Consider the following 22,864-nt stretch of genomic DNA (forward strand, 5'->3'; position numbering starts at 1 on the left):
TAAAATGACCCCTGAATATATAGTAATACACACCGCAGCCTTTCGAGGCCGTAATTGCGATCGCGACATGATAGACAGATGGCATCGTGGCAAGGGATGGAATGGCATCGGTTACCATTACGTGATCATCAATGATAAACACGATAGCAAAGCTGATGGCACAGTAGAAAAAGGCCGGCCAGACGATACCTCTGGTGCACATGCTTATGGCATCAATGATAGGTCTTTGGGTATCTGCTGCATTGGACATGGCGACATGGAACCGTTCACCGACAAACAGGTGGCTAGCCTCAATTCGTTAGTGGCCAAACTAATGGCAACATTCAATATTCCCGTGAGTCGAGTCATTGGCCATCGTGAATTAAACGTGCTGGTCGAACAAGGTAAGTTAAGAGCCGAATACAAAACCTCTAAGTCTTGTCCTGGTAAGAAAATCGATATGGATGTTGTGCGTCAGGATGTTTCTGCCTCGCTTATTGGTAATGATAACAATTTAGAAGTGCCTGCGAACGAGGTGAACGCTGCACTGCAAACCTTAAACAAGCACAAAGCGCTGTACCCAAATGCAATAGATGAGTTAAGTGCCTTTTTACATCATCCGGAAGTCATCGCACTATCTGATTAAATCACCGAGCTTGTTGGATGCCATCAAAGCTTAATATCGTCGAAGTACTGATTTTTGGTCAGCGCTTCGATGCGTTCAATAAGCGTTAGCATTACTTTTATTGACCCTGTCTGTGTCTCGAGTAATAAGGCCTCTTGGCGCTCTGAAGTCATAGTGGTGTCGAGCGCAGTGCCTTCAACACTCGTGCCATCGGCTAACCCTAAGCGCAGGCGCAGACGATGCATGCACGCAATTTCGATATAGTCATACCCTTCACAAGATATCATTTAGATTTGTGCGCCAAAGTGTGCGCATTTTTCTCCCATTCTTGCCCGTTGAAATCGACAATAGTCACGTGTTGAGGTGGAGTATCTAAGCAATTTAAATTCACATCGACACCGTCTGGGTTGGAGCGTGGGATGTAGAAGGGTTTAACCCCACAGATGCGACAAAAACGGTGCTTAGCGATGCCAGAATTAAACGTGTATGTGCTTAACGCTTCTTCACCTTGGATCAGCACAAAGTCGCGTGCTGGCACGATTAAATGTAAGTAGCCACTCTTGTGACAAATGCTGCAGTTACAGTTTTCAATTTCGACTGATTCTGGGGCATTTACCGTAAAGCGAACCTTGCCGCAATGACAACCTCCCGCATACTCCATTAAAGCCCTCCTGATAAAAGCCAATTCGCATTATTCATGTTAGCGATACATCCATAGCACCAGCGCTAAGGCAAGCGGCACACATAAGCTTAACATAACGTTGAGTCCCATATATGGAAGCAGTTCAGAAATGCGCGTATCAAACTGAGTTTGCGTGAGGCGCATGGCTTTGACCCCCACAAGCAATCCTATCGGTAGCGAAATGAGTATCCACCAAGCGGCGCTCGGTAAGTATGCATTCAATAACAGATAAACCACCAAAGCAAAACACACCGCAACAAAGGCGATATAAGTGATGGCAGATGCGCGAAAGCCTTTTGCGATGACAAAATGATTTCGCCCGACCTGCTTGTCGGCGTGGGCGTCTGGGAATTGATTCAGCAACAATAGATTATTGACCAAACAAAACACAATCAAACTCAAAACAAAGGCTGACAGGCTCAGTTGTGAGGTAAGCGCAATGTAAGTGCCGTTTACCATAATCAACCCAAACCCCACGCCAGGGGCGATTAAACATAAGTAAGGAAAGCGATTTAACCACGGCGTGTATAACACGATAGTGAGCAGCCCCAGTGCTCCCATAAGCACTAAAGTAGTGTTTACAAATACCGCTAAATACAAACCTAACAGCGCAGTGATTAAGGCCGCCAACCAACCTGCGTACTGCACAAGTTGTTGTGCGCTTGGCGTAGTTTGTAATGCACCACTGCCGCCGCTGAAAGGCGTTTTTAAGGTTAAGTCGTCCAAGCCACTTTTGGCGTCTTCATACTCGTTGAGCAAGTTCACGCTAATATGCGCAAATAGGGCAATCAACACACATATGATTGCGATTGACGTATCGATATTACCGTTGTGATGCGCGGCAATACTGACCCCAAGACCTACGCATATCGGAGCTAAAATTAAAAATTTTGGGCGCGCTGCTGAGCACAAGGCCGTTAACGGTCCAGACATCCTTAAACTCACTTTTATATATTTATACAGACCATCATTATGCTAGGTAACTCGTTTTAATCAAAGCATCACACTAGGTGTTGGCAAGATTTCTGAGCACGTAATGCAATATTCCGCCGTGTTGATAATATTCCCATTCACTCTGTGTATCTATCCTGACTTTTGCATTGAACTTGATGCTATTGCCTTGTTTGTCCGTTGCGATGACTTGGATTTCTTTTGGCTTAGCTTCTACTGAACCAAACTCGAAGCTTTCCTCACCACTAAGACCTAGAGAATTAACATCTTCGCCGGGCATAAATTCAAGAGGCAATACCCCAAAGCCCACTAAATTTGATCGGTGAATACGTTCATAACTTTGTGCCAGTACAACTTGTATCCCTAGCAGCTTAGTGCCCTTAGCAGCCCAATCACGAGAAGAACCAGTACCATATTCTTTGCCCGCAATTACCATTAAAGACGTTCCGTCTTTTTGATAGCGCATAGCAGCATCGTAAATGTCACACACTTCATCGTTAGGCAAATAGCGCGTTAATCCACCTTCGGTGTTAGGCGCTAACTGATTTCGTAGTCTTACATTGGCAAAGGTTCCTCGCATCATCACCTCATGATTCCCACGTCTAGAGCCCAAACTGTTGAAATCATTTGGGCTAACGTTTTGTGCCATCAGGTAAGCACCCGCAGGGGTATCTTGTGAGATTGCGCCGGCAGGTGAGATATGATCGGTGGTAATAGAGTCACCCACTTTCACTAGACATCTCACTGCGTTTAGTGGCGCAAAATCAGACGGTGTATTGGTCATGTCAGTAAAATAAGGTGGGTTTTTCACATACGTTGAATCAGGCCAGGTATACGTCTCGCCTTTCGGCACAGATAAAGACTTCCATTGCTGTGTTCCCTCGAATACATCTTCATATTTACTTTGAAACATCTGCGGGGAGAGCGATTGCGTGATTAATTCATTTATTTCGCTCTGAGTGGGCCAGATATCTTCTAGATAAACCGGTTGATTGTCGGCGTCAAGGCCAAGCGGCTCTTTGTACAAATCAATGGTCATCGTGCCCGCTAAGGCATAAGCGACCACCAGAGGCGGTGACGCGAGATAATTGGCTCTGATGTCTTGATGTATCCGCCCTTCGAAGTTTCGATTTCCCGATAGCACAGAGGCAACGGTAAGCTTCCCTTTCTCAATAGCATCACTGACACTCTCTGACAAAGGTCCAGAGTTACCAATACAAGTGGTGCAGCCAAACCCTACGACGTTAAATCCTAGGGTTTCGAGTGCATTGAGCAAATCTGCTTTCGCCAAATATGCGGGAACCACCTGTGAACCTGGGGCAAGGGATGTCTTTACCCAAGGCTTGGTAGATAGGCCTTTTGCTATCGCCTTTTTAGCAAGTAGCCCAGCAGCAATCATGACTGCAGGGTTTGAAGTATTGGTACAAGAAGTGATTGCGGCTAGTACGACGTCGCCATGTTTTAAATGGTAGTGTTGACCATTTAAGGTAAACGGCACGCTATCGGCGGGTGCTTTTGCGCCTGCAGGCCCTTCTCCGCCTTCATCCGCAAATCTTGAAATGGCAGTATCTTCTAATTCAACGCCTAGAATTTGCATATGATTGACAAAGGCACTCTTTGCTTCGTTCAAAGGAATACGATCTTGTGGGCGTTTAGGACCGGCTAAGCTTGGTACAATATCACCTAGATTAACCTCCAAGGCCTCACTGTAATGCGGGTCGGCCTGACCGTCTTCTCTAAAGATCCCTTGTGCTTTGGCGTAAGCCTCGACAATATCTACTTGTTGCGACGTTCGCCCGCTTAACGTGAGATAACGCAGTGTTTCATTGTCGATGGGGAAAATCCCGCAGGTCGCACCATATTCAGGTGCCATATTAGCAATAGTGGCTCTATCGGCTAAGGGCAGATTGCTTAAGCCATCACCATAGAATTCAACGAACTTACCAACCACACCTTTCTCACGAAGTATTTGGGTAATAGTGAGAACTAAATCTGTGGCCGTTGCTGCCGCAGGTAGTTTACCGCTTAGCTTAACGCCGACTACTTGCGGCAAAAGCATGCTGATGGGCTGTCCGAGCATCGCGGCTTCAGCTTCGATGCCACCAACGCCCCAACCCAGTACCCCTAAACCGTTTATCATGGTGGTATGAGAATCGGTTCCGACCAATGTATCAGGAAACAAATATGTATCGCCTTGTTGCTCACGCGTGGTGATCACGTCTGCCAAATATTCCAAATTTACTTGGTGTACAATCCCTGTACCGGGTGGAACGACCCTAAAGTTACGAAATGCAGTTTGTCCCCATTTTAAAAATTGATAGCGCTCTTGGTTTCGTTCAAACTCTCTTTTTGTGTTTTTCTCAAGTGCCTCATCGCTAGCAAAGTAATCCACCATAACGGAATGGTCAATCACCAGGTCTACAGGCACCTGAGGGTTAATAGAGGAGGCTTTTCCGTTTAAGGTGACGACAGCATCACGCATAGCGGCAAGATCTACAATGGCCGGTACGCCAGTAAAATCTTGTAAAACTACCCGTGCTGGCGTGAAGGCAACTTGCTCCATTGGTTTAGCATTAGGGTCCCATTTGCAAATTGCTTCAATGTCTTGTGCGCTAACGTGCAAAGAATCTTCGTTTCGTAACAGGTTCTCTAAGAGTACTTTTAGCGAATATGGCAGGCGCTCAACGCTTTGTGGATTTGGTAGTCGAGTAATATCGTAAATAGAGAAGCTTTGTTCGCCGACCGAGATGGTTCGTTTAGTGTGGAATGTATCGTTGCTCATGATTTCGCCTCTTTCGTACGTGTTATTACAATGAATAAAGTATAGAGACATCGTCTGGGTTTTGTGACCACGGGTACAAAGTACTGGATGATCAGACGGTGATTCTTTAGCAAGCTAGTCTATTTATACATTTGTGTAAATGATTTTGACGTTTGAATGATGATGATTGAAGGAATCTAAGCGATAAAAATGGCAGAAGCGGGCATAAAAAAACCCAGCAGAGCTGGGTTTTCGCATCAAGTGAATCGCCGTTTACTTTCTGAGTTTCTTAATCAGTCGTAACTGGGCAATCGCTTCAGCAAGTTCGATCGCGGCTTCAGCATAGTCGAAGTCTGCGCCGGCATTTGCCATTTTTTCTTCAGCGTGGCGTTTTGCTTCAGCTGCTGCGGCTTCGTCAAGATCTTCTGCACGAACAGCGGTATCAGCCAAAACAGTAATGTGGCTTGGTTGTACTTCTAAAACACCACCAGCGACGTAGATAAGCTCTTCATCACCAAACTGCTTTGTCACGCGTAACATACCAGGCAAAATACCTGTTATTAGTGGAGCGTGGCCTGGAAATATGCCCAGTTCACCTTCACTACCAGTGACCTGTATGTGCTCAACAAGACCAGTAAAGATCTCGCTTTCAGCACTTACTACATCAAGGTGTACGGTCATTGCCATGTTGAGTATCCTCCATTGCAATAGGCTTGCTTAATAGCAAGCCCATGCTCTTATTTCTTCTTCGCTTTTTCAGCAGCTTCTTCGATAGAACCTACCATGTAGAACGCTTGCTCTGGTAGATGATCGTATTCGCCTTCAAGAATGCCTTTAAAGCCGGAGATCGTGTCTTTCAGTGAGACATACTTACCAGGAGAGCCGGTAAATACTTCTGCTACGAAGAATGGCTGTGATAAGAAACGCTGAATTTTACGAGCGCGTGATACAGTAAGCTTATCTTCTTCAGAGAGTTCGTCCATACCCAAAATAGCGATGATATCTTTGAGCTCTTTATAACGCTGCAAGGTGGTTTGTACACCTTGTGCAGTGTCATAATGCTCTTGACCAACAACTAGAGGATCAAGCTGACGAGACGTTGAATCTAATGGATCAACAGCCGGGTAGATACCCAGTGATGCGATATCACGAGACAATACTACAGTTGCGTCTAAGTGAGCAAAGGTAGTCGCTGGTGATGGGTCAGTTAAGTCATCTGCCGGTACATATACCGCTTGAATCGAGGTAATAGAACCTGTCTTAGTTGACGTAATACGCTCTTGGAGTACACCCATTTCTTCAGCTAGTGTTGGCTGATAACCAACCGCTGACGGCATACGACCTAGAAGGGCTGATACTTCGGTACCTGCTAGAGTATAACGATAGATGTTATCAACGAAGAAGAGTACATCACGACCTTCATCACGGAATTTTTCTGCCATGGTCAAACCGGTCAATGCAACACGTAAACGGTTACCTGGTGGCTCGTTCATCTGGCCGTATACAAGTGATACTTTATCAAGTACGTTCGACTCGTTCATCTCGTGGTAGAAGTCATTACCCTCACGAGTACGTTCCCCTACACCAGCAAATACTGAATAACCGCTGTGCTCAATCGCAATGTTACGAATTAGCTCCATCATGTTTACAGTTTTACCAACACCCGCACCACCAAATAATCCAACTTTACCACCTTTAGCAAATGGGCAAACTAAGTCGATTACTTTTATACCGGTTTCAAGTAGTTCTACTGAACTTGACTGGTCTTCGTAGCTTGGTGCTTCACGGTGAATAGACATACGCTCTTCTTCACCGATTGGGCCCGCTTCATCAATTGGGTTACCTAGCACATCCATAATACGGCCTAATGTCGCCGTACCAACTGGAACCTGGATAGCTGCGCCGGTGTTTTCAACCAGTAGGTTGCGACGTAATCCATCAGTGGTACCCATGGCGATGGTACGTACAATACCGCCACCAAGTTGTTGTTGAACTTCAAGCACCAAACCGGCTAAGTCACCTTCGGTCACTTTGAGTGCGTCATATACACGTGGAACAGCATTTTGTGGATACTCAATATCCACTACCGCGCCAATGATCTGGACGACCTTACCTTGACTCATAATTTGTCCTCTTAAACTTTAATATAATTCTGTATTTAATGGCCCACAGACATGTTTAACATCGTTAAACTGCCGCTGCACCACTCACAATCTCACTGATTTCTTGAGTGATTGCAGCTTGGCGTGCCTTGTTGTACACCAATTGCAAGTCATCGATAAGGTTACCAGCATTATCAGTTGCGGCCTTCATTGCAACCATACGCGCGGCTTGTTCTGATGCCACGTTTTCTACAACCCCTTGGTAAACCACGGTCTCTATATAACGAGCGAGTAATGCGTCAAGGATCTCGTCTGCATCTGGCTCATATATATAATCCCAGCTGTGTGGTCTCTGCGCTTCTTCATCTTTTGGTAAGGGAAGCAATTGAGTCACAACAGGCTCTTGAGTCATGGTATTTACAAAGTGGTTGTTCACTAAGTAAACCTTGTCTAATTCGCCATTTTCGTAAGCGTCTAACATAACGCGAACGGTACCGATTACTGAACTTAGGCTTGGTTTATCGCCTAGACCCGATTCGGCTGCCATTACGTTACCGCCAAAACGTGAAAAGAAACTTACTGCTTTTGCGCCAAGCGCAGCAAAATACAAGCCCTTACCATCGTTCTGATACTCTCTTATGCGCTCCGATACTAACTTAAATTCATTAGTATTTAAGCCACCACATAAACCTCTATCGGTCGAGATAACAATAAAACCGACATTGTTTACAGGGCGCTCTTCTAGAAATGGATGACGATAATCTAGATTACCATTGGCAATGTGACCGATAACCTTCTTCATGCTTTTTGCATAAGGTCGTCCGCCCGCCATGCGATCTTGTGCCTTCTTCATCTTCGAAGCGGCAACCATTTCCATCGCGCTGGTAATCTTTTGGGTGTTTTTAATACTCCCAATTTTACCTTTTATCTCTTTTCCGCTAGCCATGAAACTTTCTCCGATTACTTAACGACAAACCCCCAATAGCGTTAGCTATCAGGTTTGCGTAATTACCAGGTTTGCGTTGACTTAAAGCTATCAAACGCTTCTGTTAACTGGCTTTCGATGTCGTCGTTATAGTTACCAGTTTCATTGATGGTGTCCATCAATGCTTTCTTCTCACTATTCATGTAAGAATGTAGAGCTGCTTCAAAATCTAGTATTTTGTTCAACTCAATATCTTGTAGGTAACCTTTTTCAGCGGCAAATAACGATACAGCAGTCTCAGCAACCGATAACGGTGCATATTGATTCTGTTTCATGAGTTCTGTTACACGTTGACCATGTTCTAGCTGTGCGCGAGTGGCATCATCTAAGTCTGATGCAAACTGCGAGAACGCTGCCAATTCACGATATTGTGCAAGTGCTAAACGAATACCGCCACCAAGCTTTTTGATAATTTTGGTTTGAGCTGCACCACCAACACGCGATACCGATATACCCGCGTTCACAGCAGGTCGAATACCTGCGTTGAAAAGGTCGGTCTCAAGGAATATTTGACCATCGGTAATCGAAATTACGTTCGTAGGTACGAATGCAGAAACGTCACCTGCTTGGGTCTCAATGATAGGTAGTGCGGTAAGCGAACCTGTTTTACCTTTTACTTCACCGTTGGTGTATTTCTCAACATAGCTAGCGTTAACGCGCGCTGCACGCTCGAGCAAACGTGAATGAAGATAGAATACATCACCAGGGTATGCTTCACGACCCGGTGGGCGGCGAAGAAGTAGTGATACCTGACGGTAAGCTACGGCTTGCTTAGATAAATCATCATATACGATAAGCGCATCTTCACCGCGGTCACGGAAGTATTCACCCATCGTGCAACCTGAATATGGTGCAAGATACTGAAGTGCGGCAGATTCTGAAGCAGATGCTGCAACAATGATTGTATGCGCCATTGCACCATGCTCTTCAAGCTTACGTACAACGTTAGCAATGGTAGACGCTTTTTGGCCTATTGCTACATAAACGCATTTTACGCCAGTGCCTTTTTGGTTAATGATGGCATCAATGGCTAGCGCTGTTTTACCGGTTTGTCTGTCGCCGATAACAAGCTCACGCTGACCACGACCAACTGGAATCATTGCATCAACAGATTTATAACCCGTTTGTACCGGCTCATCAACAGATTGACGTTCGATTACACCTGGTGCAATTTTTTCAACTGGCTCAAATAACTCAGATTCAATAGAACCTTTACCGTCAATCGCTTCACCTAGTGTGTTTACAACACGACCTAGAAGCTGAGGGCCTACTGGTACTTCGAGAATACGACCAGATGATTTCACCTTGTCGCCTTCTTGCAAGTCAATGTATGGGCCCATTACAACCGCGCCCACTGAATCTCTTTCTAAGTTAAGTGCAATCGCGTAGCGGCCGCCTGGTAATTCGATCATTTCACCTTGCATTACATCTGCAAGACCATTGATACGAATAATACCGTCGGTCACACCAACAATTGTTCCTTCGTTTCTCGCTTCACTTACTACTTCAAACTGTTCAATACGTTTTTTGATCAGTTCTGCAATCTCTGTAGAATTAAGTTGCATACTTATATTCCCGTTATGCTTGTAACGCGTCGTTAAGACGGTTCAATTGTGAATTTACGGAGCCATCTATTACTGTGTCACCGGCTTTGATGATCATGCCGGCGATCAGGCTAGGATCCACGCTACAATTAAGCTGTACTTTGCGATCAAATCGCTTCTCGAGGCTAGCGCTTAGGGCATCTAGCTGAGCGCTGTTTAACTCTGCTGCTGAAGTAACATCAACATTGATTTGTTTCTCTCGCTCAATCTTGAGCGCACTAAACATGGTTGATATTTCAGGTAACAAGGCTAGACGATGATTCACCGCTAAAATTTTGATAAAGTTTTGCCCGTTTTCATTGAGCTGGTCGCCGCAGACCTTGTTGAATACATCAATAGCAAGTGCTGACGACACTGCGCCAGATAAGTAATGATGCATTTCTTCGGCTTTAGACACCTCGGCGGCAAACACCAACATGGCTTGCCACTCGTCTACGGCTGATTTATCAACTGCAAAATCAAAAGCTGCTAGAGCGTAGGGGCGAGCAACGGTTGTCAATTCAGACATGGCTCACTCTCCTATAGCTCAGCGACAAGTTTTTCAACAATGTCACTTTGCGCCTGAGCGTCAATTTCACGTGCTAAGATTTGTTGTGCGCCTGCAATGGCTAGTGCAGCCACTTGCTTACGTAACTCTTCTTTCACACGGTTCTTTTCCGCTTCAATTTCGGCATGACCTTGTGCGATGATTTTTTCGCGTTCGGAGTGCCCTTTTTGTGTCTCTTCGTCGACGAGCTGAGTAGCGCGTTTCTTAGCTAACTCGATAATTTTGCTAGCCTCTTCTTTGGCTTCACGAAGCTTATCGGTAGCGCTAGATTGCGCAAGCTCTAGGTCTTTTTCTGCACGTTCAGACGCAGCAAGACCGTCGGCGATTTTCTTCTGTCTTTCTTCAATTGCAGCAATCAGTGGCGGCCATACATATTTCATGCAGAACACAACAAACACTGTAAAAGCAATGAGCTGACCTATAAGGGTGGCGTTAAAATTCACGTCCGCTCCTCCTATTGTTTATTCGTTAACTCAAACAGCGTGTTTAGTAAACACCGCCTAGACCAGGAGCAACAACGAATAGGATGTATAGAGCGATACCAACACCGATCATAGATATTGCATCGATCAAACCAGCCAAAATAAACATTTTAACCTGTAGTTGTGGTGCAAGTTCTGGTTGACGAGCAGAAGACTCTAAGAATTTGCCCCCCATAATTCCGAAACCAATAGCGGTACCTAGGGCACCCATTCCGATGATTATAGCAACTGCGATGTAGATCATGGTTATCTCCGATTAAAGTTAAATGTAAAAATATAAAAAAGTAAAACTAGTGCTCTTCACATGCCAAGCTTAGATATACGATGGTTAACATCATAAATATAAAGGCTTGTAATGGAAGAACCAAAATATGAAATACTGCCCAGGCAAAATGCAACGGTAGCTGCAGATAACCTATGGTCGCAATCAAAATGAATATCAATTCGCTGGCGTAAAGGTTACCAAACAAACGAAGCGATAATGATAGAGGACGCGCTAACAGGGTCACCGATTCAATAATAAAGTTGAATGGGATAAACACCGGATGGTTAAGCGGCTGCATGGTGAGTTCTTTGGTAAAGCCCACTACGCCCTTAATTTTCAGCGAGTAATAAATGATCAGGATAAATACACCTAGCGATAATGCAAAGGTAGTGTTTATATCGGTGGTCGGTACAATTTTCATGTACACGTCTTTTGGATCCATACCGAATCCGTATTGACCGATTAAACCGGCAATCCATGGTAGTAAGTCAACTGGAACGAGGTCTGTTAGGTTCATTAAAAGAACCCAAACGAAGATCGTTAGTGCAAGGGGTGCAATGAGTTTACTGTTGCCGTGAAAAGAACTTTTCACATTGTCATCAACAAATTCTACTATTAACTCTATCATTGCCTGAGTTTTGCTGGGCACGCCTGTTGTGGCTTTTTTACCTACGCGCCAAAATAAGAATAGGAAACTTATGCCGATAAACACCGACCAACCGATTGTATCTACATGCCACACCCAAAACCCAGCGTCTTCGCATGCCTTGTTAAACACAATACCTTCTTCGGTAGAGCACATGCGAGCATTGGTTAAATGGTGATTAATGTATTCTTGCGTTGTTTCGTAAGATGCCATTGATAAACCCAATTTTTATAATTTAAAAATTTTTCCATATGTTTCGACGCCTGTCTTTAAGACATTTGGCTTAATCGAAACATGGCCGTCCACTGACTGACCATAGTTATCGCGTACGCACCGAAAATAGCAACTAAGTGGGCGTTATAAAAAGAAAACGCGATACCAAAAATTAATCCAGTGAGAATCAGTTTTAGCTTCAATCCTTGATTCAAACTTTGAGCAACGATTTTATTTTTTGTTGCTCCTGCATATCGAAATATCCAATATGCAAAAATACTGTGAGGCAATGCAAACGCGATAACACCGATCGCACAAGAGAGCCATAACTCTGGGTATATTAGCGCGGTAATGAGCACCAAACATGCACCAACCGCTAACTGTACTTTTATGCCTGCTAACGCCAGTTTTCTTCCTGGCTTTGCCAAATCAACTCTCATACCTATTTGTACCTGCAGGCAGCACCTAATAAAAGCGCTCGAAGTATACTGCTAATGCGGAAAAATTCAACCATAAACCAGAATTATTAAGGGGATTTTAAGTATTCGTATCCTCAATAATACTAATGGTGTACATCAGTTTTTTTCGATTGATTTGATAAGCTTGCATTAAAACAGTGCGTGACGTCACGTAATAATTAATATTATTGATCATCATTTTGGTGAATATGCGACAAAATCCCGTCCAATTGCGCTAAATCACTGAAGCTGATCACGAGCTTGCCCTTTCCTTGTTTGTTGTGATCAATTTGCACTTTAGCCCCTAGCATTTCAGATAATGAGGTTTGCAAACGCTGTACGTCAGGATCGATTTTTGCCGGTTCGGCGGGCTTTTTTTGCTCACCGGCAGATTCTTGTGCCTTTTTAACAAGGCGCTCTGTTTCACGCACAGTGAGACCTTTTTCCGCAACCTGTTTAGCCAGTTCTTCTTGCATTTCTCCTTCTAATGCAAGCAAGGCACGAGCATGGCCCATATCAATATCACCGTGCTCTAGGAGTAATTTCACAGGTGTTTGTAAGCCATTTAAACGTAATATATTCGTAACGGTTGTACGTGATTTACCTACCGCTTCAGCGACTTGTTGGTGGGTAAGTTTAAACTCAATCATTAAACGGTCTAAAGCTTGGGCTTCTTCCATTGCGTTGAGATCTTCACGCTGTATATTCTCAATTAAAGCAATCGCTACCGCTGATTCGTCCGGAATGATTTTGACTAAACAGGGTACGGTGTCGAGCTTTGCTAACTGTGCAGCACGCCAGCGACGTTCACCGGCAATAATTTCGTATTTATTGGTGTCGATTGCCCGTACGAGTATCGGTTGGATAATACCTTGGACTTTTATTGATGCCGCCAACTCTTCTAGGGCATTGTCTGCCATATCTTTACGTGGTTGATATTTGCCTGGCTGTAAAAACTCAATAGGAATTTGCTGTAGTTCGCTGTCTACAGAAGAATCTGATTGGTCAGCGTTTGCATTATTGTATTTATCAGAATGAGATTTACTCGTTGCCAATAATGCATCAAGCCCTCGTCCTAGTCCTTTGCTTCTTGCCATGCCTGAATAACCTTTTTACTTTGTTGCCGCTTGGGCGTTTTTATGACGACGAAGAATTTCACCTGCCAATGCTAAATAAGCTTTCGCTCCGGTAGATGACTTATCATAGTACATGGCCGGCGCACCAAAACTCGGCGCTTCCGCTAATCTCACGTTACGCGGCACAACGGTACGATAAACTTGTTCACCGAAATGTCGTTTCAACTGTTCACTCACATCATTTGCCAAACGATTGCGGGGGTCGTACATTGTGCGCAGCACTCCCTCAATCTTAAGGTTTGGATTAACCACCGAAGCAAGCTTTTGAATGGTATCCATTAGCGCGGTTAAGCCCTCTAACGCATAGTATTCGCACTGCATAGGGACTAATACCGAATCTGAAGCGGCTAACGCGTTTACAGTGAGTTGATTTAACGAGGGTGGACAATCGATGAAAATAAAATCGTAGTCATCTTTAATCGGCGCTAAGGCGTTGCTTAATCGAAGTTCGCGCGCGAACACTTCCATTAACTTAATTTCGGCAGCGGTGATATCAGCGTTTCCAGCAATGAGGTGATATTTTCCAGTGGTCTCGGTGATAATAACGTCTTTTGCAGGCTTTTCTTCAATGAGTAATTCATAGCACGTATTTTCGACTTCGTACTTATCTACACCGCTACCCATCGTCGCATTGCCTTGAGGATCTAAATCAATCAGCAATACTTTACGTTTAGTTGCCGCCATTGAGGCTGCTACGTTAACTGCGGTAGTAGTTTTGCCTACTCCACCTTTTTGATTCGCAATGGAAATGACTCTCGCCAAAATCTGTCCTGTTATCGTTTATGAATGCTAACTAAATGGCGTTCGCCAATCAGTGATGGTACAAAAAGCGCATGAGTACCTGATACTAAAAACGTATCGGGTACTTGCGACAACTCATCTTGATGCAGTTGCCCTTTTAAGGCAAGAAATTCTCCCTGATTGCCGACTAAATGCGCACACCAATTTAACATGTCAGCTAAAGAAGCGAACGCTCGACTCAATACTGTATCAAACTTTGTTTCTACTTGAACCTGTTCCACACGCGCTTGAATAGCATCAACATTAGTGATCTTAAGTTCATAGCATGCTTGTTTAATAAAGCGTATGCGCTTGCCTAACGAGTCAATTAATGTGAATTGTTTTTCTGGAAACAAAATAGCTAAGGGTATACCGGGTAATCCTGGGCCGGTGCCAACATCGGCGATATTATCTCCCTTCACATATTCAGATACGACTAAGGCATCCATAATATGTTTGACCAACATTTGCTCGGGCTCTCTGACAGAACTTAAGTTGTAAGCTTTATTCCACTTTTCTATCAGCAACACAAAAGCGACCAGTTTTTCAACTTGTTCGCTAGTCACAGTTAAGTTGGTTTGCGCGATTAAGCCTTTTAACATGTCTTGTAATGAAGATGCTATGGTAGACATTACGCCGTCTTAAGTGCTTGTTTAAAGAGTTTGTTATGTTTCTTTAAATATACGAGCAATAGCGAAATAGCCGCTGGTGTAATTCCGGATATGCGTGAAGCTTTACCAATGGTTTCAGGGCGAGCATCGGTAAGTTTTGCTACCACTTCATTGGAAAGTCCGGAAATTTTTGAATAATCAAAATCAGCTGGGAGTATCACATTTTCGTTCCGTTGTGATTTTGCAATTTCTTCTAACTGACGGCTTATATATCCGGCATATTTAATCTGCACTTCGACTTGTTCAGCAGCGATAGGATCGCTCAAGCCTGGGCCAAATGCTGGCAGTTGCATCAGTTTTGAATACGTCATCTCAGGTCGACGAATGATTTCTTCTAATGAGTGCTCTTTGTTAATTGGACTTTTAAGCACTGCATTAAGTTGTTCACTCGCTTCATGAGTTGGGTGTATCCACTGCTGCGCCAATCGTTGTTTCTCTTGCTCAACGAGCTCCATTTTTTGTTCAAACGCCGCCCATCTTTGATCATCTACTAAGCCTATTTCACGACCACGCTGAGTTAAACGTATATCGGCGTTATCTTCGCGAAGTAACAAACGATATTCAGCTCTGCTGGTAAACATACGATATGGTTCTTTTGTACCCATTGTTGCTAAATCATCAATGAGAACACCCATGTATGCTTGATCACGGCGAAGTTCTAAGCTGTCTTTTTGTTGCACTTGTAATGCGGCGTTTGCTCCAGCAATCAAGCCTTGCGCGCCAGCTTCTTCATAGCCGGTAGTGCCGTTGATTTGACCGGCAAAAAAGAGTCCTTTTACAAATTTGGTTTCTAATGTTTGTTTTAAGTCACGGGGATCGAAAAAGTCATATTCTATAGCGTATCCAGGGCGTATGATATGCGCGTTCTCAAACCCTTTGATAGATTGCACTAATGCCATTTGTACATCAAAAGGTAGACTCGTTGAAATGCCGTTTGGATACACTTCAATGCTATTTAAGCCCTCTGGCTCTACAAAAATTTGATGGGAATTTTTATCGGCAAATCGCACTATTTTATCTTCAATTGACGGGCAATATCGTGGACCAACGCCTTCAATATTGCCAGTGTACATAGGCGAACGATCTAAACCTGAGCGAATAATATCGTGGGTTTTTTCATTAGTATGTGTGATGTAGCAAGAAATCTGCTGTGGATGATCACTAACCTTTCCCATAAAAGAAAATACGGGTAATGGCGTATCACCCGGCTGCTCTTGCATCACCGAATAATCTAAGCTGCGAGAGTCTAGTCGAGCAGGTGTACCGGTTTTTAACCTGTCCACTCTAAATGGCATTGCACGTAAACGTTGCGCTAAAGCAATCGATGGTGGGTCTCCTGCGCGACCGCCTTTGTAGTTTTCTAAACCAATATGAATGGTACCACCTAAGAAGGTACCTACCGTTAAAACGACTGTTTTCGCTCTAAACTTTAGTCCCATTTGGGTGACTACGCCGCAAACCCGATCATTTTCAATAATAAGGTCATCACAAGACTGTTGAAATAAAGTGAGGTTTTCTTGTGCCTCTAGCATATTTCTAACCGCAATCCGGTAGAGCGTTCTATCTGCTTGTGCACGTGTTGCACGAACAGCAGGGCCTTTAGAAGAGTTTAAGGTTCTAAATTGGATCCCCGCTTTATCGATGGCTTTAGCCATAACGCCACCTAAAGCATCAATTTCTTTTACCAAATGTCCTTTACCAATACCACCAATGGCAGGGTTACACGACATTTGACCTAAGGTTTCAATGCTGTGAGTCAGTAATAAGGTTTTTACACCCATGCGTGCAGACGCCATAGCAGCCTCCGTTCCGGCATGACCACCACCTATTACAATTACATCAAAATCTTGTTGGTAAAACATCACTCACCTTTTACGAAGGGCATGGTTAAAATGGTCGCGTATTGTATATGACCTGACTCATTTTGAAAACGCTTATTAATTAATCAATTTACGCCTGAAATATTACTCTCTTATTTTATATTTAAACATCTTATTTTTAGGTCTGTGTTTTTATAGTCAAGTGTAAAGTCTGCAAGCTTAATATATATAAAGATACTTACTAGAGATCTTTATTATTACTATTATTAAGCAAGCACTTTTGTGTGTATAAGCCATTTTTTAATATAGTAAACATAATGTTATATAAAAATTATCCTATGGATAAGTAGCTTATAAAAGTGTTTAAACTTGGGTATAAGAGGGGGTTTTATCCACAGCTGAAAAGTTTGAAGTTTTCATCCAGATCTTACTCTTTCATTGATCACAGGGTTACGCCCAACTTATACACAAGCAAATAAAAATACAGTCATGCTGCCATTGCACAATAAACGTACAAAAAAGTGACGATTAAACCTAGGACTGTAAAAAAGAGATGATTAGATATCGTTTGGTCGATAGCCAGTTTTTTGTTGATTTGAAGGTTCGGCTTGGCCTTGGCTTACGCGTTGTCGGCGGCTTGGACCTTGAAAACGTACCTTATAGGTTTCGTATTCTTTGATAGACTCAAAGCAATAGCGACCAAGTGCTGTCTCAAGCTCAGCAAGGTTATGATTAGTAATTAAAATGCAGTTTTTGTTGTTTGCGGCGCGTTGTCGCAGCAGATTACCTAGCCAACTTTGCGCGCTTTTTTTAAGTACAGTTTCGTTAACGCATACTTCATCAAGCACTAGTAAATCGACATCGTGTAGTTGTTTATTGATCTCACGAAACTGTTGGGACGCTTTATCATCTGCCTGATAATCGTAAGAGAAAAAGCGCATTTCTAACAATGTTTGTAGCTGTCGATACAGTACGGTAGTTTCAAATTGTTGAATAAGTTGATGTGCAATTGCGCCAGCAATATGGGATTTACCACGACCATAGTCGCCATAAAAAATCATCATATGAGCACTGTTTTTGCGCCAGTTTATGTCTTTGTGAGCACCAATGAAGGAGCGGGCAATACTAATGGCCTCAATCACATCGGGTGCATCTTCAACTAGGCTGTCAAAAGTCCAGTGTGGGTTAAGTTCTGATTGACCATAAAGCGTCTCAATACGTTTTTGTTTGCTCAGTTGCTGTTGTTTAGCGACTTCTTTGTTTGCTAGCAGGTCATACTCTTTGCGCTGCTTTACGTAATCAAAGGGCTGTGCTTCTTTAGAAAGGCGCTCTACATCCTTACCGAGTGCTCTACCGATGTCATTAAGTCTGTCTTGAAGGCTTTTCATGATGATTCACTATATTTACTGATCAATTGTCTCACGTTTTCGTCAAATTCAATGCCGGCTTTTGCTGTCGCCCATTGATGACCTTGCTTTGTTTGTGCAACATCATCCTTTGCAATGGGATATCGAATACGACGCTGTTTTAAATGTAACACAAACTTTTGTGTCCATTGATACTGACTTTGCTGTATTTCGGGGCGTCCTAACCAATAGGCAATAAATTCCCCCAGCTCGTCCGCATTATAGTCGGTCTCAATTAAGCCAACCAGTTGGCAGACTTGTTGAAAAAGCGCAGAGACAGGGCGCCAAGTAATAGATATTTTATGATGTTGTTGGTGTAGCTTATCATCATCAAGCGCTGTGCTAAGGGCACATAAGGTTAGGCGCACGGTGGCACCATTTAAGCTTCTATCGAAACTATACTCACCCTCAATATCAATTAAGCCGGCGCGGTATAACTCTTTGCATAAGGCACTAATTTGGCGTCCAAGACTGAGCTTTGTATTTTGTGTATTTAGCAGTGCGATGATGGCTTTATTGTTGATAATTATCGGGGTGGTCTGTTGATGTTGCGGTCGCAGGTAAAGGCAATATAAGACACGGGCCTCGTTAGAAAGGTCTTGCTTAAGGGCTGTTAGCTCTAATTCATTCACAATGTTGTTAAAACCTTTTGCATGAATATAACCGCTTCATCTTCTGGAATAGGGTGGTGAAGGACATCAATATGAATTGGCGGATGAAGTCGTCTTGCGCCACCTTTGAGAAGCGTGTCTTCCATAGTAATCGCGCCTTGGCAAAATGTATCATAACTACTGTCTCCCAAGCCAATCACAATAAACGGGATGTCGTTTAGCGTTCGCTTAGCGAGTTGAGATTGAAAGGCTTGAATATTATCAGGTAAATCGCCTGCGCCATGGGTTGAAGTGACAACAATCAGGATGTTATTAAAGTTTACTTCGTCTACATTTGGTTCGAAGTGGATGACTACTTGATGTTTACGTTCTTCTAGCTGCGCTTTGATCGCTTCAGCTACATATTCACTCGCACCGAGTACCGAGCCAACGACAATTTCAAACTTCACGATGATGGATTCCTATAGTGCGTTATTTGCCAATACAAAATGACGAGAATATTTTACCGAGTAAATCATCAGAACTAAACTCACCTGTAATTTCATTTAAGTATTGTTGCGCGATCCTCAATTCTTCAGCTAATAGTTCGCCCGCCATGTGCGCCTCAAGCTGTGCTTTACCCTGTTGAATATGAATATCTGCCTGGTTTAATGCGGTTATGTGTCGTTGTCGTGCAATAATCTGATCTTCGCCAGATTGTTCATACCCCATGCATTGTTTGAGGTGCTCTTTTAAATAGGAAACGCCGCTACCGTCTTTTGCTGAGAGGCGGATAACTGGGTAGGATTGCGTCTCGTCAATAGAAGCAGTCTCTTTGCTTAAGTCGCATTTGTTGCGTACCAGCGTAATACCAACATCTTTGGGTAGTTTATTGAAAAAATCTGGCCAAATGTGCTCGGGTTGATCGCCGATGTCACTTTGCGCATCTACGATAAACAAAATTCGGTCGGCGCCGTGAATTTCTTTCCAAGCTCGTTCAATACCAATTTGTTCAACTTTATCATCGCTCTCTCGCAGACCTGCAGTGTCGATGATATGCAAAGGCATGCCATCGATGTGGATGTGCTCTTTTAATACATCACGTGTAGTGCCTGCTATCTCTGTTACGATGGCTGAATCTTTACCAGAAAGCGCATTCATGAGGCTTGATTTCCCAGCGTTAGGGCGACCTACGATAACCACCTGCATGCCATCACGCAAAAGAGAACCTTGTTTGGCTTGCTGTTTAATGTTTTCGAGAAGGGTAACGATGCTTTCTAGGTATGACTGGACTTTACCATCGGCTAAAAAGTCGATTTCTTCCTCGGGAAAATCAATGGCTGCCTCTACGTACATACGAAGATGAATGACTTCGCTGACCAGTGAATGAATAAGCTTGGAAAATTCACCTTGTAGACTCTTGATAGCACTTTTGGCCGCTTGCTCTGATGAGGCATTGATAAGGTCAGCAATTGCTTCGGCTTGAGTCAGGTCCATCTTGTCATTTAAGAAGGCTTGCTCACTAAATTCACCAGGTTTAGCAAGACGCACAAGACCTGTATCTAAACAGGCTTGTAATAGCAACTGCATTACTACTTGTCCGCCGTGACCTTGAAGCTCTAATACATCTTCACCGGTAAACGAGTGTGGGTTTTCGAAAAATAAGGCAATGCCTTCGTCGATGGTATTACCTTTATTATCTTTAATCGGCTGATATACCGCTTGTCGGGCAGCTGGGCATTTACCTAAAAGGGCCTTGGCTACGGCACGCGTATGCGGTCCAGATACTCGGACAATACCCACGCTGCCGCGGCCAGGCGCGGTGGCTTGGGCGACGATAGTGTCGGTGTGCAGGTCAGCCGTTTCCACGTTAGTTAGTCACGAAAGTTAGTAAATTGTATAGGTTGTGGCAGGTCTTCGGCTTTCAGCATTGCCATTACACCTTGAAGATCGTCGCGCTTTTTACCGGTAACGCGAAGCTGATCCCCTTGAATAGAGGTTTGGACTTTTAATTTTTTATCTTTGATGAGTTTTACCATGCGTTTGGCGAGCTCTTGGTCGATCCCTTGTTTAAAATCGATGACTTGCTTATGCGTCTTGCCGGTATGCTGCTTAGGATGAACATTCATAGCACGGGTATCGACATTACGTTTTGAGCAGCTGGTGCGCAGCATTTCTTGTAATTGTTGTAACTGAAAGTCACCTTCCGCGCTCATAACAACGCTTTCGTCTTTGAATTCGAAAGACGCTTCAACACCACGAAAATCAAAGCGAGTAGAAAGTTCTCGATTCGCATTATCAACCGCGTGTTTGACATCAACGGTATTTAATTCTGACACTATGTCGAATGATGGCATGGTCATCTCCTTATTAGTTTGCTTGATATTGTTGTCTACGCAAAGAGCTTGGGTTTAGATGCCCCTACAATATAAACAAGCGTTATAAAAAAGCCCGCTCTAGCGGGCTTGGTTTATTTTGACTTTATCCCGCGTTTTTCCATCGACGCATAGATTATCTTAGCTTGCGCCAAGGTAACTAGGTTACTGATTAACCAGTACAAGACGAGTCCTGCAGGGAAGAAGAAAAAGAACACGCTCATCGCCACTGGCATATATTGCAACAGCTTTTGTTGAAGCGGATCTTGAATAGTCATTGGTTGTAGCTTTTGCAGCAAAAACATACTCAAGCCGGTGAGGATCGGCAATACGAAGAACGGATCAGGCACCGATAAGTCGGTTATCCACAAAACGAAGCTAGCGTGGCGCAGTTCAACACTTTCTAACAATACCCAATACAATGCTAAGAAGATGGGCATTTGCAGTAACAATGGAAAACACCCGCCCATTGGGTTTACTTTCTCTTTTTTGTACATTTCCATCATGGCTTGCGACATTTTTTGTCTGTCGTCGCCATAGCGGTCTTTGAGTTGCTGCATTTTAGGCGCTAGATTGCGCATTTTAGCCATAGATTCATATTGCTTCTTGGTTAACCAATACATGGCGCCTTTGACGATAAGCGTGATGATAACAATCGCCAGTCCCCAGTTGATAACAAAAGACTGTATGAGTTTGAGTAGTTCAAATAGCGGCTGTGCTATCCACCACAAAATTCCATAATCCACGGTGAGGTCGAGTCCACGCGCGAGTTCAGCAAGGACCGCTTGGTCTTTTGGTCCCATGTATAAGATGGATGTGACTTGCGAGGTTTGTGCATCATTAACGACAATACCTTCGCCGGTATACCCCACAATTGCATTGTTTTGAACAATGCGAGAATAGATAGTGTTGGTTTGATCCTGCGGCGGTACCCAAGCAGACACAAAATAGTGTTCTAGCATACCCACCCAACCACCAATGGTGGCGATGCGAAGGCTTTCATCTTCAATGTCACCAAAGGGCAGTTTCTCGTAGCGTTCGTCTTGCGTGGAGTAAGCAGCGCCTCTAAAGGTAGGCATGAACATACTTCCGCCGCTTTGTTCGTTTAGAGTCTGCTTTAATTGTGCAAATTGTTGCATTTGCAAGGTACGACCCGTGTTGTTCTCAATGGTATAGGTCACATAAACAGTATGGCTGTTACTTTCAAATTCAAAGGTTTTGGTGACGCTAAGCCCTTCGGGAGATTGCCAAACGATTGGTATTTGAAGCGTCTCGGTGCCATTCATCATGAAGGTGTCAGCGGTGGCGGTATATTGTGGTCTGCCACCACTTCCGTCTGGTCCATCTGTGCCAATAAGTCCACTTTGAGCAACATATAAAGTCGCATCTTGTGGGCTGAGCAATTGATAAGAATCGTCAGCGCCCTGCGTGACCGGGTATTGAACGAGGTCTGCTTGAACTACGTCACCACCAATAAGATCGATAGAGACGTTGAGCGTATCGGTAATTACATTTACAAAGCGGTTGCTTTGAACTTGAACAGGGGCTGGAACCGGTGCGTTTTCACTTAAATCAGTGGGCACGTCGAGCGCCGATGCTGTATTGGTGGTCAGATTCGCAGATGGAATACTGTTGTTTATCTGATTATCCAGCGTTTGTGTTGTACTAGCGTTGCTTACTGGCTCAACAACTTGTGGGCCGTATGCTTCTTGGTATTCTATCCATAGCAAAAAGCTTACAAGTAATAAGCCAATAATCAGGATACTTCTTTGCGATTCCATAAATC

At 43.8% G+C, this 22,864-nt stretch carries 24 protein-coding genes; 1 reads left to right on the top strand and 23 read right to left on the bottom strand.

All coding sequences use genetic code 11. From position 1 onward, the window contains the following. The first annotated feature begins 4 nt into the window (after nt 1-4). A complete protein-coding gene (locus KJ365_RS11790) occupies nt 5-625 on the top strand; it encodes an N-acetylmuramoyl-L-alanine amidase (protein WP_214451837.1) in 621 nt (206 codons plus the stop codon). A 23-nt stretch (nt 626-648) separates the two neighbouring features. Here the strand turns inward: KJ365_RS11790 and KJ365_RS11795 are convergent, their stop codons facing one another. From KJ365_RS11795 to yidC, 23 genes are all read right to left on the bottom strand, one after another. Further along, nucleotides 649-891 (bottom strand): Rho-binding antiterminator, encoded by a 243-nt coding sequence (locus KJ365_RS11795; protein WP_214451838.1) that lies wholly within the window; start codon nt 889-891, stop codon nt 649-651. Further along, nucleotides 888-1,265, bottom strand: a complete 378-nt coding sequence (locus tag KJ365_RS11800) for a GFA family protein (protein WP_214451839.1) — start codon at nt 1,263-1,265, stop codon at nt 888-890. The genes KJ365_RS11795 and KJ365_RS11800 overlap by 4 nt, the downstream gene beginning before the upstream one ends. 39 nt (nt 1,266-1,304) lie before the next feature. After that, nucleotides 1,305-2,219 carry a prenyltransferase gene (locus tag KJ365_RS11805; protein ID WP_214451840.1) on the bottom strand — a complete coding sequence of 305 codons (915 nt, stop codon included), beginning with the start codon at nt 2,217-2,219 and terminating at the stop codon, nt 1,305-1,307. Between the two features lie 73 nt (nt 2,220-2,292). Further along, the gene (acnA, locus tag KJ365_RS11810; RefSeq protein WP_214451841.1) at nt 2,293-5,019 is read right to left on the bottom strand and encodes an aconitate hydratase AcnA; all 2,727 of its coding nucleotides are present in this window, start codon (nt 5,017-5,019) and stop codon (nt 2,293-2,295) included. 252 nt (nt 5,020-5,271) lie between these two features. After that, a complete protein-coding gene (locus KJ365_RS11815) occupies nt 5,272-5,685 on the bottom strand; it encodes a F0F1 ATP synthase subunit epsilon (RefSeq protein ID WP_214451842.1) in 414 nt (137 codons plus the stop codon). Nucleotides 5,686-5,735: 50 nt separating this feature from the next. Then, nucleotides 5,736-7,121, bottom strand: coding sequence for a F0F1 ATP synthase subunit beta (gene atpD / locus KJ365_RS11820; protein WP_214451843.1), 1,386 nt, complete (start codon nt 7,119-7,121; stop codon nt 5,736-5,738). A 64-nt stretch (nt 7,122-7,185) separates the two neighbouring features. Beyond that, the gene (atpG, locus tag KJ365_RS11825; RefSeq protein WP_214451844.1) at nt 7,186-8,046 is read right to left on the bottom strand and encodes a F0F1 ATP synthase subunit gamma; all 861 of its coding nucleotides are present in this window, start codon (nt 8,044-8,046) and stop codon (nt 7,186-7,188) included. Between the two features lie 62 nt (nt 8,047-8,108). Continuing rightward, complete coding sequence (gene atpA / locus KJ365_RS11830; protein ID WP_214451845.1) at nt 8,109-9,650, bottom strand: F0F1 ATP synthase subunit alpha; 1,542 nt, start codon at nt 9,648-9,650, stop codon at nt 8,109-8,111. A gap of 13 nt (nt 9,651-9,663) precedes the next feature. Then, nucleotides 9,664-10,197: a F0F1 ATP synthase subunit delta gene (gene atpH / locus KJ365_RS11835; RefSeq protein WP_214451846.1), complete on the bottom strand. Its 534-nt coding sequence runs from the start codon at nt 10,195-10,197 to the stop codon at nt 9,664-9,666. A gap of 11 nt (nt 10,198-10,208) precedes the next feature. After that, the gene (atpF, locus tag KJ365_RS11840) at nt 10,209-10,679 is read right to left on the bottom strand and encodes a F0F1 ATP synthase subunit B (RefSeq protein ID WP_214451847.1); all 471 of its coding nucleotides are present in this window, start codon (nt 10,677-10,679) and stop codon (nt 10,209-10,211) included. A 43-nt stretch (nt 10,680-10,722) separates the two neighbouring features. Beyond that, a complete protein-coding gene (gene atpE / locus KJ365_RS11845; protein ID WP_040521001.1) occupies nt 10,723-10,962 on the bottom strand; it encodes a F0F1 ATP synthase subunit C in 240 nt (79 codons plus the stop codon). 46 nt (nt 10,963-11,008) lie between these two features. Further along, nucleotides 11,009-11,842 carry a F0F1 ATP synthase subunit A gene (gene atpB / locus KJ365_RS11850; protein ID WP_214451848.1) on the bottom strand — a complete coding sequence of 278 codons (834 nt, stop codon included), beginning with the start codon at nt 11,840-11,842 and terminating at the stop codon, nt 11,009-11,011. Between the two features lie 56 nt (nt 11,843-11,898). Beyond that, nucleotides 11,899-12,282 carry an ATP synthase subunit I gene (locus tag KJ365_RS11855; RefSeq protein ID WP_214451849.1) on the bottom strand — a complete coding sequence of 128 codons (384 nt, stop codon included), beginning with the start codon at nt 12,280-12,282 and terminating at the stop codon, nt 11,899-11,901. 203 nt (nt 12,283-12,485) lie between these two features. Then, a complete protein-coding gene (locus tag KJ365_RS11860) occupies nt 12,486-13,397 on the bottom strand; it encodes a ParB/RepB/Spo0J family partition protein (protein ID WP_214451850.1) in 912 nt (303 codons plus the stop codon). Between the two features lie 15 nt (nt 13,398-13,412). Then, complete coding sequence (locus KJ365_RS11865) at nt 13,413-14,198, bottom strand: ParA family protein (protein ID WP_214451851.1); 786 nt, start codon at nt 14,196-14,198, stop codon at nt 13,413-13,415. 11 nt (nt 14,199-14,209) lie between these two features. Next, nucleotides 14,210-14,848 carry a 16S rRNA (guanine(527)-N(7))-methyltransferase RsmG gene (rsmG, locus tag KJ365_RS11870; protein WP_250884183.1) on the bottom strand — a complete coding sequence of 213 codons (639 nt, stop codon included), beginning with the start codon at nt 14,846-14,848 and terminating at the stop codon, nt 14,210-14,212. Next, nucleotides 14,848-16,749: a tRNA uridine-5-carboxymethylaminomethyl(34) synthesis enzyme MnmG gene (gene mnmG, locus KJ365_RS11875; RefSeq protein ID WP_214451852.1), complete on the bottom strand. Its 1,902-nt coding sequence runs from the start codon at nt 16,747-16,749 to the stop codon at nt 14,848-14,850. Before mnmG ends, rsmG begins: the two co-directional genes overlap by 1 nt. 515 nt (nt 16,750-17,264) lie before the next feature. Next, nucleotides 17,265-18,095, bottom strand: coding sequence for a DnaA ATPase domain-containing protein (locus KJ365_RS11880; RefSeq protein WP_214451853.1), 831 nt, complete (start codon nt 18,093-18,095; stop codon nt 17,265-17,267). Beyond that, on the bottom strand, nt 18,092-18,745 hold the full coding sequence (locus KJ365_RS16945; RefSeq protein ID WP_214451854.1) for a DnaT-like ssDNA-binding domain-containing protein: 654 nt from the start codon (nt 18,743-18,745) through the stop codon (nt 18,092-18,094). The genes KJ365_RS11880 and KJ365_RS16945 overlap by 4 nt, the downstream gene beginning before the upstream one ends. Beyond that, entirely contained in the window at nt 18,742-19,176 is a 435-nt protein-coding gene (locus KJ365_RS11890; protein ID WP_214451920.1) for a flavodoxin domain-containing protein, read from the bottom strand. The genes KJ365_RS16945 and KJ365_RS11890 overlap by 4 nt, the downstream gene beginning before the upstream one ends. A 19-nt stretch (nt 19,177-19,195) precedes the next feature. Next, the gene (gene mnmE / locus KJ365_RS11895; RefSeq protein WP_352109393.1) at nt 19,196-20,572 is read right to left on the bottom strand and encodes a tRNA uridine-5-carboxymethylaminomethyl(34) synthesis GTPase MnmE; all 1,377 of its coding nucleotides are present in this window, start codon (nt 20,570-20,572) and stop codon (nt 19,196-19,198) included. 5 nt (nt 20,573-20,577) lie between these two features. Continuing rightward, the gene (locus tag KJ365_RS11900) at nt 20,578-21,060 is read right to left on the bottom strand and encodes a YajQ family cyclic di-GMP-binding protein (protein WP_214451855.1); all 483 of its coding nucleotides are present in this window, start codon (nt 21,058-21,060) and stop codon (nt 20,578-20,580) included. 113 nt (nt 21,061-21,173) lie between these two features. Continuing rightward, nucleotides 21,174-22,859: a membrane protein insertase YidC gene (yidC, locus tag KJ365_RS11905; RefSeq protein ID WP_214451856.1), complete on the bottom strand. Its 1,686-nt coding sequence runs from the start codon at nt 22,857-22,859 to the stop codon at nt 21,174-21,176. Nucleotides 22,860-22,864: the final 5 nt, after the last annotated feature.

Source organism: Glaciecola sp. XM2 (assembly GCF_018595715.1).
Classification (GTDB): domain Bacteria; phylum Pseudomonadota; class Gammaproteobacteria; order Enterobacterales; family Alteromonadaceae; genus Glaciecola.

What these genes read in the sequence shown, in the direction of transcription:
- KJ365_RS11790 (WP_214451837.1), top strand. Translation starts at nt 5, where the DNA reads ATGACCCCTGAATATATAGTAATACACACCGCAGCCTTTCGAGGCCGT.
- KJ365_RS11795 (WP_214451838.1), bottom strand. Translation starts at nt 891, where the DNA reads ATGATATCTTGTGAAGGGTATGACTATATCGAAATTGCGTGCATGCAT.
- KJ365_RS11800 (WP_214451839.1), bottom strand. Translation starts at nt 1,265, where the DNA reads ATGGAGTATGCGGGAGGTTGTCATTGCGGCAAGGTTCGCTTTACGGTA.
- KJ365_RS11805 (WP_214451840.1), bottom strand. Translation starts at nt 2,219, where the DNA reads ATGTCTGGACCGTTAACGGCCTTGTGCTCAGCAGCGCGCCCAAAATTT.
- acnA (WP_214451841.1), bottom strand. Translation starts at nt 5,019, where the DNA reads ATGAGCAACGATACATTCCACACTAAACGAACCATCTCGGTCGGCGAA.
- KJ365_RS11815 (WP_214451842.1), bottom strand. Translation starts at nt 5,685, where the DNA reads ATGGCAATGACCGTACACCTTGATGTAGTAAGTGCTGAAAGCGAGATC.
- atpD (WP_214451843.1), bottom strand. Translation starts at nt 7,121, where the DNA reads ATGAGTCAAGGTAAGGTCGTCCAGATCATTGGCGCGGTAGTGGATATT.
- atpG (WP_214451844.1), bottom strand. Translation starts at nt 8,046, where the DNA reads ATGGCTAGCGGAAAAGAGATAAAAGGTAAAATTGGGAGTATTAAAAAC.
- atpA (WP_214451845.1), bottom strand. Translation starts at nt 9,650, where the DNA reads ATGCAACTTAATTCTACAGAGATTGCAGAACTGATCAAAAAACGTATT.
- atpH (WP_214451846.1), bottom strand. Translation starts at nt 10,197, where the DNA reads ATGTCTGAATTGACAACCGTTGCTCGCCCCTACGCTCTAGCAGCTTTT.
- atpE (WP_040521001.1), bottom strand. Translation starts at nt 10,962, where the DNA reads ATGATCTACATCGCAGTTGCTATAATCATCGGAATGGGTGCCCTAGGT.
- atpB (WP_214451848.1), bottom strand. Translation starts at nt 11,842, where the DNA reads ATGGCATCTTACGAAACAACGCAAGAATACATTAATCACCATTTAACC.
- KJ365_RS11855 (WP_214451849.1), bottom strand. Translation starts at nt 12,282, where the DNA reads ATGAGAGTTGATTTGGCAAAGCCAGGAAGAAAACTGGCGTTAGCAGGC.
- KJ365_RS11860 (WP_214451850.1), bottom strand. Translation starts at nt 13,397, where the DNA reads ATGGCAAGAAGCAAAGGACTAGGACGAGGGCTTGATGCATTATTGGCA.
- rsmG (WP_250884183.1), bottom strand. Translation starts at nt 14,848, where the DNA reads ATGTCTACCATAGCATCTTCATTACAAGACATGTTAAAAGGCTTAATC.
- mnmG (WP_214451852.1), bottom strand. Translation starts at nt 16,749, where the DNA reads ATGTTTTACCAACAAGATTTTGATGTAATTGTAATAGGTGGTGGTCAT.
- KJ365_RS11880 (WP_214451853.1), bottom strand. Translation starts at nt 18,095, where the DNA reads ATGAAAAGCCTTCAAGACAGACTTAATGACATCGGTAGAGCACTCGGT.
- KJ365_RS11900 (WP_214451855.1), bottom strand. Translation starts at nt 21,060, where the DNA reads ATGCCATCATTCGACATAGTGTCAGAATTAAATACCGTTGATGTCAAA.
- yidC (WP_214451856.1), bottom strand. Translation starts at nt 22,859, where the DNA reads ATGGAATCGCAAAGAAGTATCCTGATTATTGGCTTATTACTTGTAAGC.